We start from the raw sequence: 18,424 nt of genomic DNA, 5'->3' as shown, positions 1-18,424 counted from the left end.
GTGAGCTATACTAACTAATATATCCGCTAGTTCAGCTGTATCGGAAATGGCCGACACCCGTCCAACGCCAGTAAAGATGCACCGTGCGGTCTACCTTTGTCTACTCGGCGTGTTTGTACCATCCAAGTTGGTTGATGAAGAAGAGAAAGACAGCGCCGCCCGAAAGAACTTTTCAAGTCCGCCAGTGTCGATCCATCACGCTTACATCGTGCGGCGGGCGTTCTGGAATTCCTTCGGTCTCGTTCTAGCGTCGCTTGCATCGGGATATCTTCTCGGCCTTCTGTCATTCTGGATCGCTGGAACGCCAAGGCAATCTGTCATTTTTGCGATGCAGATTGTTGGCGCGTCGATTCTTCTTTGGGGTACTCTTTTCGTGCGCGGTTGGGAGGTACAAACGTACTGCGGTGTCACTCTGACCGAACGAGTAAATCAGTGGCTCTATCGTTTTCTCTATTTTGGCGGAACGGCAGTTATCGTGTGGTCGTTGACATGGTAGTCGGGTAAATGGGTCGAAAGTTACGCAAAGTGATTTTCCCGCGTAAAATGGTTGATGACCTCCTCCGTCCAGTGCCACCGGCTCTGTTGCGTCTGTCATCGATTCTGCGGAGTAAAATTGAGACAGAGCAGATCGTACCGGCAGCTGAAGGTGGACCTTACACGATTGATAACGCCATCCCAGTCTGTTTCGAATGTCATGCTGAAATTCATAGCTACAACGACAAGCATCCCCGTGGGCGAAAACTTACGCAGGCTGAGCTCAAACGCCACAAAGAACAATTGCTAGAACTTTGCAAATATAAACCTGAAATGTTTCTTTATGCGGCATGAGAAACCGATGTCTTCCCTCTGCAGGCGTTAATTGACGAACTTGAGTTCAACTCGATAGTGTCTATGCATACCACCTCCGATGATTTGGGATTCCCGTTCCTTAGATGAACAGTTTTGACGAGCGACACGAAAGGTGTAATTGCTACCGTAAAAGAGAAGCTCAAAACGGCGATTTTGGATGCCTATGCTGTTGCAGGTTTATCCAACCAGCAGATTTTAGGAAGTTAGTATGGGCCACGCACTTAGCACAGGGCTAATGCGGTGAATTAAACCAGAGAATACCTCAAAAAGCATCTCCGCTAATATCTGTGGCACAAGAGGCATTGCTTAGCTTCCTTAGTTCAGAATATCGCCCCAGCTAACATCCAGTGCTGTGAGCCTGCCGAGCTATTGATTTAACCGGGCGCGGAGAAGCGGCCCTTTCTCCTACACCTGTCAAACACATTGTGTCGCTAGCCGCTGCCAGGGGGCATTAGTTGTCAGACCAAGACAAAATGTAATCAACTACCCCATTCCGTTACTTCAATTATTCAAATAACGCATCTACATCGCGTGCACCGTGGTATACATGGATGATTTCAACCACATTGTCCTCCTCCAACACCCGATAGAAAATAATGTACTGTTCTAGGGGAAAGCTTCTCACATCATTACGCAGATCAGGACGCAGTCGTCCTAAAAAAGGGCTTTGTGCCAAGGTCTCGCATTTTGATTCAATCAGATCAATAAACTGCCCTGCATGTTTCTGGCTATCGGCTGCGATGTATTCGTAGATTTCTTCGAGATTGCGAAGAGCGTCAGGCCGGAAACGAAGGATCATGCTTTGCGCGTCCGCTTCTGGTGTCGGTCCCGAAGCGAAGCAAACACGTCATTAGCAGTTAGAGACGCGCCGCCCGTGTTGATGGCATGGTCGATCTTTTCCTTGAGTTCAAGCAATTGCTGAGCACGGAGGCGGTCTTGTGTCTGAAACAAGCGCAAGGCTTCTCGGATTACTTCACTGTTTGAGGAATAGTCTCCGGCCCCTACTTTCTCGCGTACCATTTGCGCCATTTCACGCGGCAACGTAATGCTGAGCTTTTCAGCAGGATGGGGCGGGCGTTCAGTACTCATGAATCAATTATAATATAAAATCCTACTCTATACCACTGCATATTTCGTATTAGTCTACCTTATTTCAGTTATATGGGTGACAAATTCTGTTTCTTTACACATGCTATCGTAGAAACTCCGAACAATCACGTAGATAATGAGATAACAATCGTAATGGCACCTCAAGCAGTGGGATATTTTTCAGAAGTTGGCGACACATAAAATGGATCTCGCTGAGCAATTAAAAAAATTAAAGCTCAGACGCATGCTGTCTCACCTTTGCTTCACCAAATTTACCCAAAAGGCCAAATGAACAATGTTCTGTTGAGCTATGCCTACCCTACAATATTTCTATTGCGGGATATGAGGTATCAGGAAGAATACGTTGGAGTCGCGGTTGAAGTATTCTGATCTGAATCTGACTTTCGAGTCTGTATAATCTCTTCGAGTGTCAGTAACGCATTCCGGTCGGAGTTGGGTTAAAAGTCTTTGGAGAGACTGGATTGTGTAGGTGAGGCACTGCGCTTGTGTCACAATTCGGCTGGGACTGTCGGCCTTTGCTCAGGAGGAGTACGAATTATGATCTTCCAATTCCATGCAACGTTCTAATCAGACTTTCTCCGAAAATACAGTACCTCTATAAGAAAAGTGTGACAAAGATGGCGATATTCAATAAACACAAAGGTTTTTGATTCGTGGCATGCTTCAAGCCTGAGTTTAGATTGGCCTCAAAATATAACGGAGTTCGATATGTTGTGACACGACGATCATTCAAAACGGCGGATTGGTTGTGGTGGCGGAGGATATTGGCCAAGTTTTAAATGCCAATAGGCCCAGGAGCGGGGATCGAAAATCCCAGGTGGAGCCTTGGCAAGGACTTCGCGTAAGTCATCATCGGACAGATACTGTTTGATCACTTTCATATCCTCATGCGTTCCATATGTCATTGCATAGGTGACAAACCGGATTGGATCAGTTAATGCTTCTTCCGGTTTCTCAAACCAGATGACTCGTTCTGCAACCTTTACTAATTCATCGGTCAGAGAAAGTGCTTTCATCGTTCGTGCCTCTGGCCTTGACTGTGGTCGAGCTCGGGCAACTGATCTAGATCAACTGTGCGCACCGCATGCAGTAACCGTTCTTTGTGGTGAATCGGAACAGTCTGCAAATTTCCATCTTCATAATAGGACAGTGCTTTTAATGTCAGCTGCGGGTTAAATGACGGGCCGTATATCAACTTGGCGGCGGTCAGCGCTGTTGGCAAATCCGTCGCGTCCTTCTCAAGCATCGTGGCCATATCAATGTAATCTTTTGCTTCTGCCCGTTGCTGTACCACCGCCGCTTTCATTCCGGCTAAATCAAGTAAAGAGGCAATTTTCACTCCATTATCGTGAGCGATAAGAGGATCATTGATTGGTGAAAGGTTTGGTACGCCGAAAAACGAGATTTGTATCAGGCCACCACGCTCAACAAGACATGTGAGAGTATTCTTGGCTTGCTGTATAATTTTTGTGTCTTGTAAGAATGGTAAGGTTGTTAAGAGGTCTTGCGGTTTGACTGCTTGGAAAGCAAAGTCTATGGAATGACGATGTCCGATTTGTAAGGCAATTGCGGTTCCGCCATAGAGCGTAAATGATCCTGGCAGATCAAGAAGTTCATCCCACAAACGGCGTTGTGGGGACGGGAGAATGTCTAGATGAAGGCCGTTTGTTGCCATGGTCATTGAGTTTTGTTGTTCATGTCTATGAACCATATAACAAGGCTGGCGTGAAGGCCAATTTTATCATGCCCCATATTTTAGCAAAAGATGTCATGTCCTACCCTATTCCGTTACGCCGAATATTCACATAACTTCACACATTTAACTTCATACATCGATCTGCAGATTTGGAGTAAGAAAACTGTCGTTGTATGAGATATTAGGAGGAAGGCGTCGGTGTTGGAGATGGCGTAGACTGTTTGGAGTCTTTCGGCTTCCGAGTCCGCAGGATTTCTTCGAGCGTCAGGAGCGCGTCCCGTCCGGAGTTGGTTTCAAACCCTTTGGAAAGACTGGAGTCGGCGTAGGTGTGGCCATGTTGTTGCGTGGCGCTTTGTTGGCTGAGGCTGCCTGACCATTCTCGCGGGTCGCGTGAGCCGTGTTTACGACTCCATGCCGAGAGACAGGCTTTAGCTATGAGTTTGTTCAAGGGAGCTGGATTATACAGAAGCTTCTTGATATTCCATGGTGTGAGGCTTAAGGGGTTGTACCCTGCTGAAAGGTAGCCGTCGGAAAGTAGGCGTTCTTCAAGGTCGGTGTTGGGTTGCACGCCTAAGAAAAACATGAGTGGAAAGACACGATCTTCTCCGAGGATCGAGGCTACGGTTTTGTACGATTCGATACTCTGTAGAAGTGTTTCTTCGGTTTCTTCTGGAGAATTCAATGAATAGTTTAATATAACTCTTCCCTTAAACCCTGCCTCTTTGAGGTGCCGGCATCCGTCATAGAGATGTTCAAGCTTGAAGCCCATGTGCAGGCTATTGAGTACCTTTTGAGAGCCTGCGGTGATCGCGACTTCCAAATCGCCAACGCCTGATTTTACCATTAGTTTCGCAAGGTCGGCATTGATGAGTGAGGTTCGGACATAGCCGGACCACTCAATCTCTAATTTTTGTTCAATAATCCGTTCTAAAATTTCGGTGCATTGAGGATACGCGTCTTTGCCGGTGATGAATTGCGCATCGGTGAACCAAAACCGGCGGGCGCCCCATTGGTGATAGTATTGCGCAATATCCTTCACGACATTTTCTGCAGGTCGGTAACGCACACGCTTGCCTTCGATGTAGGGATACAGGCAAAAGGCGCAATCGTAGGGACAGCCGCGTTTGCTTTGTACGCCAATCGACTCGCCGATATATTCTTTGTACTGTGGGAAAATTGTCGTGAGATACGGGATATCGACGGTCAAGGAATCAAGTAGTGCCGGTGTATTCTTCGTGCCTTTGGTCACCACGCCATTTTCTTTGACGATAAACCGTTCTTCACTCAAGGATTCCCCATTCAGGACCTTCAGAATTGCGTCTTCTCCTTCGCCGAGAATCCCAATGGTGCCTTCAGGCAATTTCCCGATGAGTTGGTCGGCAAACGCCGTAAACGCTCCGCCGCCGATCATGATCTGCAGGGAAGGAAATTTTTTGCTGATCAACCAGGGGTAGGAGAGGTTGCTCCGAATATCCATGTAATAGCGATAGAGGTTATGCAGTCCTTGAAAGGATGCCACGATCCGTTTGAGCGGATTGCTGGCGTAGTAAAAGTTGAAGGCATGTTCCAGCGAGGCATCGCCTTCGTGCGGTGAAAAAATTTGAATATCGCGCCAGGAAAAGCAGATAAGTTCTGGCTGAAATGACGTCGTAACATCTTGCAATACCTGTTGCCGTTCGTGCAGCGGATAGAGGGAGAGGTCGAGGATATGTTGCCGAACCTCGGGCCGTCGCCGATGGATAAAGTCTGCAAGATAGGTAATCCCCGTTGGATAGACTTTCTTACAGGGGAGAAAGACGTAGAGAACGGAATTCATAGAGGTTATTTTACGGCAATGTGGATGGCCACGATGCCGCCGCTAAGATTTTTGTAGTCGACTCGTTGAAAGCCGGCTTTCAATAACAGTTCACGGAGGCGCTCTTGATCGGGAAACGTCCTGATGGAAGCCGGGAGATATTCATAGACCCCGGTGCCGTCACGGGCCACGACCGTTCCAATCCAAGGCAGGAGTCGAAACGAATACCAATCGTACAGATTGCGCAGCACCGATGTGGTTGGCTGAGAAAACTCGAGACACACAAATTGTCCGCCTGGTTTGAGGACTCGTCGAATTTCAGTAAAGGCTTGCGAGCGATTTCCGACATTTCTAATGCAAAACCCTGCTGTGACGGTGTCGAAGCTTTTATCCTGAAACGTCAGATGTTCGGCATTCATTTGAAAGCAGGAAATTCGGTGAGCTAACCCTTTATTTTTGACCTTATTGAGACCGACTCGAAGCATGGCTTCGTTGAGATCTGCGGCTACGACCTGTCCGGCCTGTCCCAGTTGCTGATCAAGGAGGATGGCTAAGTCTCCAGTACCGGCACCAAGGTCCAAGGCTCGACCGCCTTTGACGCTCGAAATGTACTGCATCGCTCGTTTTTTCCAACGATGATGGAGGCCGAAACTCAGTAGCGAGTTATTCAGATCATAAAACCCCGCGATAGCTGTAAACATACGTTGAACCGCTTGCTCACGGGCTTGACCTGTCCAGGTGGAAACCGATTCTGGAGTCTCGGGCTTAGGGGGTTGTTCGAGCGTTGGAACCATTCAGAGGAGGTAGCACTGGCTTTCGAGGTTTGTCAAGGATAATTAGAGGAACATTGCCAATAGTCAAACACATCGTTCTCCTAACTCGTTGTTCGTGCGACATATTTCACAGTGGAAGGATTTCAATAGGTCTCTTTAGACTCTCTTCCAGACGCTAATGATCGGAACGTCAGCCCGTGGGAACAGTGGTGGAATCGGTTGAGGTTGGCTCTTCAGTCGGAGGCCGCTTTGTAGGGCAAATTTGCAGGCCCACTGTGCCTCATCTTCTCCATGGTTCATCATCAGAACAAATCCTTCCGTTCTGAGGCTTTCGGTCATCCGTTCAAACAGGCGCTGAGGTTGAAAGATTTTGAGTGGCAATCTCCAGGCGACCAAGGGTTCAGGCTTCACAAAGGGGTAAAAGCAGGTAATCCCATCGGCAGAGCCGGTAAAGTCACAGAAGTCCATGACCGTGTAGGAGGTATTTGCGAAGGGGCGGATATAACATTGTGCGTAGTCAAATCGACTATAGAGGTTGGTGTACACCCGATATCCCTCGAGTTCAATCCCCTGAAGTTGGCGAGGTTGAAAAAAGGCATGGAGGGCTGGAGCATAGTAAAAGTTCAGTGATCCCACATCCACCAGTTCTTTGTCATGGTCAGGCTCCCAGCCAAACTTTTCCTTGGTTTGGTCAAGCAAGTCGAGATACTCATAGTTTTCCAACGTCGTTGAAACATGATATTGATCTTCAAAGTGAACCCCATACTTCACTTGAAGCGATCTGATTCGTTGGTGCTGGTGGGGTGTCAGTGTTTGAGGAAGAGTATGGGCAGGTTGTTCGTCATAATGACGGCGAATCCATGTGAATCCACGGGAAATTTCATACCAGCACCGGTAATAGGTTGAACGCAGACGTAGGAGTGGTGAGAGAGGGGGCGATACGAGTGATGAAGAGAAAGGTGTCATGCCAAATTCCTCACTTCTGCAGCCATCGGATGGTGAAAATCAGGGAATTTCTGAAAAGCTGTGTCTCGTTCATCACTATAGACCATGTCGGTCAAAGAGATTTTTTCCTAAGCCGAAAAAGCGGGAAGCTGGTAGCGAACCAGAAAAGACAAAGGACTATGATGTCGTGATAGGCCAATCAACGAACTTGCCCAAGCCTGTTAGCAACTATTTTGTCAGATACGCAGAATGATGATTGTTCTGGTTTGCCACAAGATGGCCACGGCAGCTCCTGTGAGCACGAAGAATATTATGACGAACAAAAATGCCGTGTTGAGCCTGTTTGTTTCCTGTTTTGGGGAGACAGCCTTCGTGCTCTGATCGATCACGAAATGCTTGTTGTTTACGAGCGCTGTTGACTGAGGCATGTCCGGATGGGGGAGTAGTCGAAAGGACAGGAGTGGATGGTCCTGAGAATGGAGGGCTTCTGGAATAGCCGTGTACAGACGGCCGAGGGGTGTAAACTTTACTTCATATGTGAGTGATGACAAAAGTGTCCTGAAAAATTTGGCAGCGGTATGTAGTGAGGATGGTTCAAGATCGAAGTCTTTTACAGGTTCGAGGGAGACGGATTGTGCCGCTAGTGGGATTTCTGAAAGGTTGTCATGAGCAGACGGAGTTTCAGGGCTGGTGGCTTGTTCGATGTCTGCTGCTTCGATACCCATCGGCACAGCTGCTGCCGATGCGACGTAGAGCATGCTGAATGTGAACGTCATGAAAAAGGTTTTGCAGATACTCATCAAAACGGAAAGGCCGTGAAGTATGTCTGTCGGTCAATGGGGTCAGTTGAAGTCTTAGGGGGTAAAGATGATCGTTCCATACTCACGCTGGGTAAATCAAGTGGACATATTGAAGCCTCCGTGATAGGCCTTACCGTAAAAGTCGAACGTTGGGATGGCGTATTCTTTGAGTGCCTTCGGAATGGGACGATTGGCGAAGTCAGGCGACGGTGTGATACGTGGATAGGCTTGTGCCTAGCGGGGTGGTGGAGGTCGATACCGAAATGCCCACACGGCAATGTATTCGTCGGAGATTGTGGGTTTTTCAAAATGCAGGAAGACCTCGGTTGCGGGGTCGTATTGTGTGAGATAGTTCATGCCGAATAGCGGTGGACTCTGTACGGGAAGTTTTACCCACTGTTGTTCTTGGCTTTTATACAGAAACGTCGCGCTTTTGCCAGATGAATTTTCGTATGACGTTGGTGAGTCATTCGCTAAATACAAAAGGACGTGATGATGGGTTCCATAGGCAACGGCGGCTCCGTTGCCGGGAAGAGGAGGTTGATCGACATTGACTCGTTTCCATTGCGTGGCCTGTGATGTGTAACTCCACAATTCACGGCTATTAGAGTTGTTGCCCAATGATAATAGTGTGTTGGCGAAGGTATCGTACGTAAGACGCAGATGATAGCCCGGTATCGATGAGGCTGAATGCGTTGTCCATGTGTGGGATCTGGGGTCATAGTGGTAGGTACGTTTCCCATCATGTCCGATAAAACGCTTTCCTCGTGAGTCCCACGCGAATCCTCCTGCAAACAACTGGGGTGTTGGTGTTTTGATTAACTTCCAGGAACGTGTCTCAGGATTGTAGTGCCAAGTGACAGGTTTGAGGGGTTGCCTAAGTTCTCCCTTATCTTTTAGTTGTTGCATGGCTTGTGTGGCATGTTTGGGAAATCCAACAAGCACGAGAGTCTTTCCATTCGGATCATAATCCCATCCATCAAATGTATGCATTGCCCATGGGCGATTGCTTGTGGTGATCGGATAGCCTTGAGGCGTTACGCGATAGTTATCTAGTGAGTCAGGGGCATAATCCTGACTCCAGCGGAGGTCCGTGAGGCTGAGTCTGTACACGCTGTTGTCATAATCCTTCTCGTGCGTATCGGCTCCAAAGAAAAAAACGACTCGTTGATCTGATGCGAGGGCGGAAGCTCCGTGAAAGACTTTTCTGGGTGAGTCGCCACACGTCGGTACGTTGATCCATGTATTTGTTGGCAATGTGTTCCAGTCAAAAAGTGGACACACGTTTTCTGACTCAACCTGCGCATGGTTTGTCGAGGCGTGGCCGGTTGCACAGACTGTTGTCGTCAGGACAAGAAGCGCGCAGAGCGTACTGAGGTTTCGTAGGGAGTGAAGGTTCGAAAAAAGTCTGAGCATGGGTGACGAAGCTGAGTGTGTACTCCTCATTACTTTCAAATACAGGCCGCCCTTGGTCTAGGACGAATGAGTCTGCGCTGACACTGCGTCACTATAACTCCTAAGACATGCTTATTTATATGTTGAAGTCATTGGGAACGAAGATTTCTTGCCTAGCGTTTTACTGAAAACCTAAATTCTTGACCTTGAGGTGTTGAGTGAGGTCTTGTGTGTGGGGGGGGGCTTGCACCTGAAGACGAAAAATATTTCTTGAGACTATTCACCGGTTTTTCGACAAAATGCCAGGATAGAGATGCGATAAGTATTGTGGAGGTCATCAGGATGATCACGTGAACCAGCAAGTTTCCCGGCTGTGGGAATCCTCCAAAGTCGTAGAGTGCCCACGGAATGAAGAGGTGATACAGGTAGATACCGTAACTGATTTGTCCAATATAGATAAGAGGCTTCCAATTCATGAGAGCACCGACAGGTCCATGAAAGCCTTTGGCTGCCCCCGCCACCAACCAGACGCAGGCAATGGAAAGCAGTGTCGTGTCAAACACATAGAAATAGCGTTCGTTCATCAATATGGGCGTCACAATCGGAAGAAACAGAAAAATCCTACGGCCGGTGTTTTGGAGTACAGGCATTTCTCTATTCGTGTGAATCAGCCAAGCTAAAAGCGCTCCCCAGCCCAAACTATCAATTGAGGAGAGTGTCGACGTATAAAATTCAACGTGATCATGTGACTCCACAATCGAAAACAATCGATAAGCCGGTCCAGCGAGAATTGTCAAAAAAATGGACCAGTGGATGTGGCGTTTTGCTACAAAAAAGACGACAAACGGCCAGAGAAGATAGAATTGAGCCTCCACGGATAATGACCACAGGTGTGCGGTCGTCAAGGGAAAAAACCCAAGCGTCATAAAGAGGAGGTTTGATGTGTATGTCGCATACCACCACGCCCCAGAAAGGACGTCTGGGTTTCCTGCAAGTAACGTCAGGAATAATGCACAATAATACACTGGTAGGATCCTGAGCATGCGTCGTGCGTAAAACTGATAAAACGCAACCCCTTTCCCTTGTCCTGTTTGTTCAGATCTGTTTCGTGAATCAAGGAGAATGCCGGTGATCAAGAATCCACTCAACACAAAGAAGAGCCTCACGCCATAATACCCCAGCCCTAAAAATTCGCTTCCCGGATAAAAGTGATGAACCAGCACGGCTAGAACCGCAAGGGCACGCAGTGAGTCTAGCTGAGACATATACCGACTCGTAGGTTGTCGTGTTGTTGTTTGCATATGCCTGTCTCACGAAACTCAACGGTTTTTCGTATGCTGTTGAGTGTGTGTCTATGTTGAAAACATACCCGATGGGTTAATGAAAGAGGGCATGATTGTTTGTTGGGCGAGCGTTTTCATCAGTACGAAATCTGGAAATTGCGGATGCCGTACCGTTGACGTGGATGTGATACTCAGGGTTTTTGGAATACTACGTGTCCCCAAAGCCAATCGTCTTCCCAAACCTGCTTGAACCCGTGACGCTGTAAACAGGCAAATGTCGGTCTGAAGTCCTGAACAATGTGTTGCGGCCGGTCTTCATCTATTTCAGAGGCCAGACGGGCAAACAGAAATCCACCTGGTTGTAATGCATCAGAGAGTTGCTCGATTGTTTCGACAGGATCAACTAAATGTTCAAACACATCCAAGGCCGTCACCAAATCAAAGGCGTGCCTCGGTAGCGAGTCTCTTTTAAGGTCGATAAATTTCGCGGGAAGTGTTCGTGTCATCAGTCGCCACTGACTAAACCGTTGTAATGGTGAGCTAATATCGGCCAACGTGACTTCCCGTTCATCACGGGCAAAGAGAATGCCGCCTGACCCTACTCCAGCGCCAAAGTCCAAATACTGTTGGCATCCGTGGTTTCTGGCAAATTCCAAGGCCGTGACGTAGGCAAGAGGCGAGGAGTCTTCCGTTAAGGTGTGCCACCACATCAATTCGTAAATTGTGGTGTGACTTTCGTCATAAAACTGTTCGACGGACTTTCGGTCATTCACGCCAACCTTATTCTGCCATTCGGCTTTGAGGGCAGGTACCGCTAATTGGCAGCGGTTTCGAATCTCGGCCATGTCGTCACAGTTTATGTATTGTCCAATTTCCCAGAGCATGCTGTGTTGAAGGTCTGGTTGGTTTTCCAAGCGCAGTGCGTCGTTCCACATACTGCGGTAGGTATCCAGCAACCGTTCCTGTTCAATGTAACAGGCTGATGAGCTGAAGTTGTCTTGGTCGACACGTTGCCACAATTCCTTCACTTGGTCTGGCAGAAGTTTGAGCATGGCGTCCCTCCATTCATGAAATATGGTTGTCGTTTGTACGGGTTGCACGGGAAGGGGCATTGACCCGTTCAGCATGTCTTTCTATGACTCACTGGAAGTATTCAGTGCGTGCTCGATCAGTTGGGTAAGCACGATGTCTGAATCAAAGTGTTCTTCGGCTATCACGCGAGCGGCCTTGGCGTGCTGCGAATAATTGGCCGTCACCTCGCGTATGGCGGTCTCGGCTTCTTCGAGGTTTGCGTAGGCCAAGAGCCCTGTTCCAATCGGGAGTATTGACGAGAATGCCGTATCTTGCGTGACGACCGGTTTGCCGGCTGCGAGGTAGCATGCACTTCGACTACTAAACCAGCCGCTCCGCATCGCCACGTACACATGTTTGGCCGGAGTAAATTCACCGAGTGATTCTGCGATGAAGTTCTGGTATTGCTCTGGTGTGCGGCTCACGCTTTCTCCCTCTACCACGTGCCATCCGTGATCGCTCAATTGTTGTAGAGGGGCGTTGCCTCCACCCACGGCGACGGTGAATGGGAGGCTTGTGCGGTTCGGTAGTTTCAAGACCTTTTCGAATTCAGGTCCCTTTCCATGATATTCCACGTTTTCATACATCAGCCTTCCCTTAAACGGGTTCCATGTCATGACCGTCGTCCATGACGTCGAGGGAAGATGTCTTTTAAGAAGGTGTCCCCATACATCTAACACGATCGGGACGCGTGTGGTCTTCCAGGTCAACCCCATCTTGGGAATACGGCAATCGTGAGCATGTATATTCTCGGCCAACGTAAAATACGTATCGTGGGCTGTCACGGTTTCACACCATTGTTGGACATTTTGAGACCATGCTGGCCGTTCGCTCATGACGATTTGATTGTAGCCAGGATCTGTATCTAGAAAGACTTTCATGCATTGCGGCGAAAGATTGTCTGGAATCTTGCAAGCACCGCTGATATTCAAGAAGAGGTCGGCCGAATTTGCGATCTCAGCAAACGTGTGTTGGCCCATCCCGAAGTGTTGTTCGCGTAAGTGGACGTATTGCCATTGTTCTTGAAGGTCAGGAGCGTAATGTTGAAATAACTGATGTATAAACTTTGTGGAATAAATGCCTTCTGGCACATTGGTTTTTTTGAGAGGGTGGTAAGGCCAGCATGATGAATCTTCATAGTAATAGACGTCATGTCCCAATCGTGCGAGACCAATGACATATTGCAGATAATCCCAAGCCACCCCTCCAATTGGATAGAGGCCGATCAAGCCTGTCACGATGATGCGTAGTTTCTGATTCATGTTATGAATGTTTTTGCATTGGTTGTTATGGGGTTCCTGCACCACGCCGCTATTCACGTCTCCAAGAGTCACGTGTGTGTGTTGAAATTGAGTTAGATGGGAACTTCACGTGGGGTCATTGGTTGAATGCCAACTTGCGTGCAATACAGGCGAGCGTAATGTCCTTCTAATTGTAGTAAATCTGTGTGGGATCCGCGTTCGACAATCTTTCCGTCTTGAAGGACCACGATGTGATCGGCATCCCGCACGGTTGACAGTCGATGTGCAATGATCAGCGTTGTCCGGTCTTTCATGAGTCGTTGAAGCGCTTCCAGCACATGTTGTTCGGTTGTTGAATCGAGAGCGCTGGTTGGTTCATCAAGAATGAGGATTGGCGCGTCCTTAAGAAACGCACGCGCAATCGAGATGCGTTGTCGTTGGCCGCCTGACAGCGTGATGCCACGTTCGCCAATGTGCGTTTCATACCCCTGTGCGAGAGACAGGATAAAATCATGTGCGCCTGCGGCTCGTGATGCGGCTTCAATCTCGTCATGCCTGGCGTGGGGGCGACCGTAGGCAATGTTTTCGCGAATGGATGAACAAAATAAGACAGGTTCTTGTAAGACCAGAGATATGTTTTGCCGTAAGGATTCTAATGTCAGATGTTGAACGGGAATGCCGTTGAGTCGCAGTTGTCCTTTCGTCGGATCATAAAATCGCATGACAAGATTGACCAAGGTAGTTTTCCCCGCGCCGGAATGGCCGACGAGTGCGACGGCCTGTCCTGCCTGGATTTCCAGGCAGATATCGTGTAGGACGTCTTTGCCCGAGTTGTAGGCAAAGCTCACATAGTCGAAGGTAATCGGACCGGCAGTTTTTTCGGAGAGCGGAATTGCGCCTGCCTGATCTCTGACGTCTGGAATTCGATGAAGGATATTCCGTACGCGGCTTGCGCCTGCCGCCGCATTTTGAACCGTTGCTGCGGTGTAGGCTAATGTTTCCAGTGGTTTGTACAGCATCGTTAAATAGGAGACGAGCAAGACGATGTCTCCGACGGTCAACACGCCCTGCAGTACCCGCCATGCCCCGATACCAATTACGGCTGCTGTGCCGACGGCCAGTAAAATTCCGACGAGTGCTTGTGATCCGCTCTGCAGTACCGTCAATCGCAACGTGGCCTGAAGACTGGCGTTGGCGTGATGACCGAAGCGTTGACTCTCTGAGGCTTCTCGTCCAAACGCTTGCACGGCACGGATTGACGATAAGGTTTCCTGGACTCGAGTGCTAATATCGCTGTCACGTTGTGCCGCTCGTAGTGATCGGTCTCGCATGGGGCGATCCAATTTTCGAATCAAGATCAAGAGCGGGATGCCAATAGCCAAGGCCACCAGCGTCAATAACCAATCAACAAAGAGCATGATGCCGGTAATCCCGAACAATGTGAATGAGGACAGCAATGCGGGAATGAGCCCGGTGTTGAATAAGGCCTGGACGCAGTAGGTATCCCATGTCACTCGATACAGGGAATCCCCGACTGTTGTTGTATCATGGAAGGTGAGAGAGAGCCTTTGCAGGTGATCAAAGAGACGGCATCGCAATCTGAACACCATACGAAGGCCAACGGCTACGAGGATATAGGTGCTCAAGACCGTCAGCCCACCCATGACAAGTTGGATCAGTAAAATTCCAGTACAGAGAATGAGTAGGAGCGCAGTGTCCCGATCAGCAAATAGCCATGGCATCAATTGGGAAGCCCAGGTGGTGAGGTCCGCTATCATAGCTGGGGCTTCGTGATTTCCCAGTACCGAGTCGACGACGAGTTTCAATGGCCATGGTTGCAGCAAGGCAAACGCGGATCCTCCGAGGAGGAGTAAGACGCCCAGTAGAATTTTGACTTCTTCCCCGCTTCCACACAGGCGAAGGAGCCAGGCTGAGAGTTGCCACGTACTCGTATGTTGCCGTGTGTGCTGGGTATCGTGATGTATCATATGTATGCTATAGCCGATTCCATGAACTTCCGTATCTTGAAGTCCTTCATTTCGCAGGGAAAGTCAGGGTGGCTCAACGGAAATGTATGAGGATTCACTATAGTTGTATTTTCCTGTTTAGCACGTATTTGGATTCGCCATAGTCACACTGTGATGATGTCGGTTTCATTGTGTTATTGCCGTGCAAGCGTCGAATCCCAAACCATGATCAGCTCGTGGAATGCCTTCAGATTAATCGACAAGTACTGCAGGCTCAGGAAATAATGATTCTTGTTCTTCAACGATAGACTTTTGGTGCGTATGGCATTCGACGGTGGCCAATAACCCCTCCTTGGTGGCGAGTGCCGCTGATGAATACTCTTGTTGAGTCCTGAGCGAAAGGAACAGGAGCGCGCTCATCAAGATAGTGCCAAATATCCATGCCTGGTCGATCAGCGCCCATGTCCCCAATAACCCGAGTACGGCAATGCCTGTGACGGCAATTTTTGAATATATTGGCCAGGTGCGGCAATGAATCAGTTGTTTCCCTTTTCCATGCTCTTCAATCACCATGCGGACACGGCTACCTCCGAGTACGCCAGGTTTGATATATAAGTCCCATCGATCAAAGTCGTCACCTCGGTGAACCGCCATTCGTTTTTCCTGAATGATCGTCTCGATTGTCTCTAATCGATCAGAAGAAGCCTGCCAATGTTCACTCCATGCGGTAAACCGATGGGATGATGGAAGAAGCAGCTTTTCAGAGAGATGTGTTCTCCAAGGCGTTAACCCTGAGGACAACCGTCCTGTTAACCGTGCGATCGGTTGGAGCAGGTGCAGTCCTGTCGTCACCACTTTCGATCGAAGGCGAAGAAGAGGTGAGTGCGGCACTTCAAACGGACTTTTCTTCGCTTGCCGATAGGCCAAGAACACCCCAGTTCCTAGTGCGCTGATCAGGAAGGGAATGGCCAGTGCTAATGGTGTCCAGATCACGCCACTGATTGAAAGAATTGCCAGGATGACGATGGCTAAATTCCACTCAGGCATCTGGAGGATGGAGAGTGTGGTTGAAGGATTCCCCTGATACAGCAGTTGAAAGGGTGCGCTTCCCCACACGCCGTGGTAAATGCGTGATGTTCTCCATGCACATGGATTGGCACTGCCCTTGCCATACAGTCTTCCTTTCCATGAGAGGTGTCCGGCGACATTGTATTTTTGCGGCCATTTTTTTTCTAACAAAGCTTCGGCACGACCATACCCGCGTTGTTGTTTCCAGTATGCACGAATAGAATTTCGTCGATGGTGCCAGACCTGGGCCGATGCGTGAAATCCAATCGTCCATCCTTGTTCTTGTAACCGCCAGCATATATCTACGTCATCGCCTGCGGTGCGGTATTGTGGATCGAATCCGCCGATGGCTTGAAGGTGGCTTGTTCTGAACGCCATATTGCATCCAGGAATATGTTCTGCCAGCTGATCGTCTAAGAGGACATGAATGGGGCCACCGGGTGCATGAGCCACACATTCAGCAGTCCAGCCGTCGTCTTTCGGGGGCAGGTTTGGTCCTCCGATGGCGGCATGTGAAGTTGTGAGGAACATATGTGCGAGATAGGTAAGCCAATGCGGATCAGGATAGGCGTCATCGTCGGTGTAGGCGATGATTTCGCCCGAGGCCGCCTGCATTCCCGTGTTTCTGGCGTTGCTTAACCCCTGATTGGTGGTGCTGATCACGCGGAAAGGATACTCTCTCGCGATGTCTTCGGTATTGTCAGTTGATCCGTCGTTGACGACAATCACTTCATACTGTGGATAGGCAAGTTGCTGAAGAGCTTCGAGGCAATCACGGATGGTTCGCGATCCATTGTAGCTACACACGACGACAGAAATGTTTGGCCATTCTTGTTGTGGACGAATCGGGAAATCTTGAAACGCGTGTTCAACCGCCGTCAGAGCTGGTTTGGGCTGTCGTAGGCGGTCGGTTAACCCGAAGTCCCAATCTTCGATTTCTTGGCCGCCGCAATACCATTCGTCGGTCCAAGCAAAGGCAAACGCTCCGGCACCTCCGGCGGCCCCGACGGTGCGAATCTGCCAGTCGAGAACCTCGGCTTGTCTGTCTTGACCGTTTCGCAGACTGTCTAACCCAATTTCAGCAAGGACTAGGGGACGCTCTCCGGCAATATTCTGCAGGCGTGCAAGGTAGGCGATGAGCACGTCTTGTTGTTCGAGGTACACATTGAAGCAGGTAAAGTCCAGGAATGGCAGGTCCAAATATTCGGTTGTGGGATAGTTGACATACGTGACGAGCCCTTCAGGATCTTCGGATTTGACGATGGTGTAGAGTTGTTCAAGAAAGCGTTCGATTTTTTGTTGTCCATACCATCGAACGATTGGGCCCGGTATTTCGTTCGCCAATGAATAGGCCAACACCGCAGGATGTCCGGCGCAGCGTTGGATCGATTCCCGGACACGGTGCTTGATGGACTGGACAAGTGTTTTGTCATCTAAGAAGGTGACGAACTGATCCCACCATAGTCCAACGAGCACCAGGAGCCTGTGGTGAAACGCAAGATCCAGCAGCCAGCGTGGCGGCAACGTATAGGTGCGGATGGCATTGAATCCATGCGAGGCGATGCGAATAAAATCTTGTTCGACTGCGATGGGATTTGGGAATAAGTCCCCTTCCACATTAGGCCGAAACGTGCCATAGGTAATCCCTCGAATCCACAATTTCTCCTGGCCTCTATACAAAAACTTTCCATGGATCCGTGGGCGTTCTACATTAGCCGACGTAGATAAGGGAACGTCATCTTGGTCAGAGCGAAATGATAAAATTGGATCATGAAACAGCATGAATAACAAACCCCCTGAATGAAATGTAGTACATGCGGGTCCGAGAACAAGCCATCATTTTGTTGAGGTTGGTGATGCGTTGTTATCATTATTGACCCACGGCTGAGGAAATGTGTATGTGAGAGCCTCTATGCGATCTATGTGGCGAATACAATGAACAGATGCTGTCGGACGTAGAAAAGGAAAGAGATCGCAAGTGCTGTCAGCACTAGTTAAGGCAATTTAGATACCATGGTTCTGGAAGCGAATTTTGTGATGATATTGTTTGAAAAGTGAATAAATCCTACGACATGTAGTGTCGTGACTTGGGCTCGTCGTTCAAAGCCTGTGGGCGATTACCCTTCACCAAAATCATACTTTGGATGGATTCGCAGTCACTGAAATTACGTATCTATATGCTTGGTGAGTACGTATATATAAGTATTTGTTTATATTTATTAACGATGGTTAAATCTCGCATGAAATTTATGAGTCATGAGGAGACAGCCATTGGCAAAGTCGGAAGATTCAGTCAATCTGTAATATATTTTCCGATTTCATGACCATACTCTCAGGTCAGGTTCTTCATAAGATGATGGCAGGTATTCAACCAGGCGAGAAGCTGTTTCCTGGTAGTGGGAGACGTGTGACATGATTAGAAGGTATGAAA

The 18,424-nt window shown here is 48.8% G+C and carries 16 protein-coding genes; 2 read left to right on the top strand and 14 right to left on the bottom strand.

The genetic code is table 11. From position 1 onward, the window contains the following. Nucleotides 1–46 precede the first annotated feature (46 nt). Together ACWHX8_RS18780 and ACWHX8_RS18775 are read left to right on the top strand one after the other, a co-directional pair. Nucleotides 47–496, top strand: a complete 450-nt coding sequence (locus ACWHX8_RS18780) for a hypothetical protein (protein ID WP_447969666.1) — start codon at nt 47–49, stop codon at nt 494–496. Nucleotides 497–504: 8 nt separating this feature from the next. Then, entirely contained in the window at nt 505–828 is a 324-nt protein-coding gene (locus ACWHX8_RS18775) for an HNH endonuclease signature motif containing protein (RefSeq protein ID WP_447969665.1), read from the top strand. 526 nt (nt 829–1,354) lie between these two features. Here the strand turns inward: ACWHX8_RS18775 and ACWHX8_RS18770 are convergent. The 14 genes from ACWHX8_RS18770 to ACWHX8_RS18705 form a co-directional block, all read right to left on the bottom strand. Continuing rightward, nucleotides 1,355–1,648, bottom strand: a complete 294-nt coding sequence (locus tag ACWHX8_RS18770; protein ID WP_447969664.1) for a type II toxin-antitoxin system RelE/ParE family toxin — start codon at nt 1,646–1,648, stop codon at nt 1,355–1,357. Next, nucleotides 1,645–1,938, bottom strand: a complete 294-nt coding sequence (locus ACWHX8_RS18765) for a type II toxin-antitoxin system ParD family antitoxin (RefSeq protein WP_447969663.1) — start codon at nt 1,936–1,938, stop codon at nt 1,645–1,647. The genes ACWHX8_RS18770 and ACWHX8_RS18765 overlap by 4 nt, the downstream gene beginning before the upstream one ends. A 746-nt stretch (nt 1,939–2,684) precedes the next feature. Then, nucleotides 2,685–2,975, bottom strand: coding sequence for a hypothetical protein (locus ACWHX8_RS18760; protein WP_447969662.1), 291 nt, complete (start codon nt 2,973–2,975; stop codon nt 2,685–2,687). Beyond that, entirely contained in the window at nt 2,972–3,640 is a 669-nt protein-coding gene (locus ACWHX8_RS18755; protein WP_447969661.1) for a nucleotidyl transferase AbiEii/AbiGii toxin family protein, read from the bottom strand. The genes ACWHX8_RS18760 and ACWHX8_RS18755 overlap by 4 nt, the downstream gene beginning before the upstream one ends. Before the next feature lie 196 nt (nt 3,641–3,836). Continuing rightward, complete coding sequence (locus tag ACWHX8_RS18750; protein WP_447969660.1) at nt 3,837–5,471, bottom strand: B12-binding domain-containing radical SAM protein; 1,635 nt, start codon at nt 5,469–5,471, stop codon at nt 3,837–3,839. A gap of 5 nt (nt 5,472–5,476) precedes the next feature. Next, nucleotides 5,477–6,244, bottom strand: coding sequence for a bifunctional demethylmenaquinone methyltransferase/2-methoxy-6-polyprenyl-1,4-benzoquinol methylase UbiE (gene ubiE, locus ACWHX8_RS18745; protein ID WP_447969659.1), 768 nt, complete (start codon nt 6,242–6,244; stop codon nt 5,477–5,479). A 135-nt stretch (nt 6,245–6,379) separates the two neighbouring features. Next, the gene (locus tag ACWHX8_RS18740) at nt 6,380–7,189 is read right to left on the bottom strand and encodes a hypothetical protein (RefSeq protein ID WP_447969658.1); all 810 of its coding nucleotides are present in this window, start codon (nt 7,187–7,189) and stop codon (nt 6,380–6,382) included. A gap of 215 nt (nt 7,190–7,404) precedes the next feature. Then, the gene (locus ACWHX8_RS18735; protein ID WP_447969657.1) at nt 7,405–7,944 is read right to left on the bottom strand and encodes a hypothetical protein; all 540 of its coding nucleotides are present in this window, start codon (nt 7,942–7,944) and stop codon (nt 7,405–7,407) included. Between the two features lie 258 nt (nt 7,945–8,202). Next, complete coding sequence (locus ACWHX8_RS18730) at nt 8,203–9,384, bottom strand: hypothetical protein (protein ID WP_447969656.1); 1,182 nt, start codon at nt 9,382–9,384, stop codon at nt 8,203–8,205. Nucleotides 9,385–9,536: 152 nt separating this feature from the next. After that, complete coding sequence (locus ACWHX8_RS18725) at nt 9,537–10,664, bottom strand: acyltransferase family protein (protein ID WP_447969655.1); 1,128 nt, start codon at nt 10,662–10,664, stop codon at nt 9,537–9,539. Between the two features lie 173 nt (nt 10,665–10,837). After that, the gene (locus ACWHX8_RS18720) at nt 10,838–11,698 is read right to left on the bottom strand and encodes a class I SAM-dependent methyltransferase (RefSeq protein ID WP_447969654.1); all 861 of its coding nucleotides are present in this window, start codon (nt 11,696–11,698) and stop codon (nt 10,838–10,840) included. A gap of 81 nt (nt 11,699–11,779) precedes the next feature. Further along, nucleotides 11,780–12,979 (bottom strand): glycosyltransferase, encoded by a 1,200-nt coding sequence (locus ACWHX8_RS18715; protein WP_447969653.1) that lies wholly within the window; start codon nt 12,977–12,979, stop codon nt 11,780–11,782. 92 nt (nt 12,980–13,071) lie between these two features. Beyond that, nucleotides 13,072–14,946: an ABC transporter ATP-binding protein gene (locus ACWHX8_RS18710; protein ID WP_447969652.1), complete on the bottom strand. Its 1,875-nt coding sequence runs from the start codon at nt 14,944–14,946 to the stop codon at nt 13,072–13,074. Nucleotides 14,947–15,177: 231 nt separating this feature from the next. Continuing rightward, nucleotides 15,178–17,775: a glycosyltransferase gene (locus tag ACWHX8_RS18705; protein WP_447969651.1), complete on the bottom strand. Its 2,598-nt coding sequence runs from the start codon at nt 17,773–17,775 to the stop codon at nt 15,178–15,180. Between the last annotated feature and the right edge of the window lie 649 nt (nt 17,776–18,424).

Source organism: Nitrospira sp. M1 (assembly GCF_965152605.1).
The sequence above is the reverse complement of the archived record's forward strand: the minus strand, read 5'-3'. Positions and strand labels throughout refer to the sequence as shown.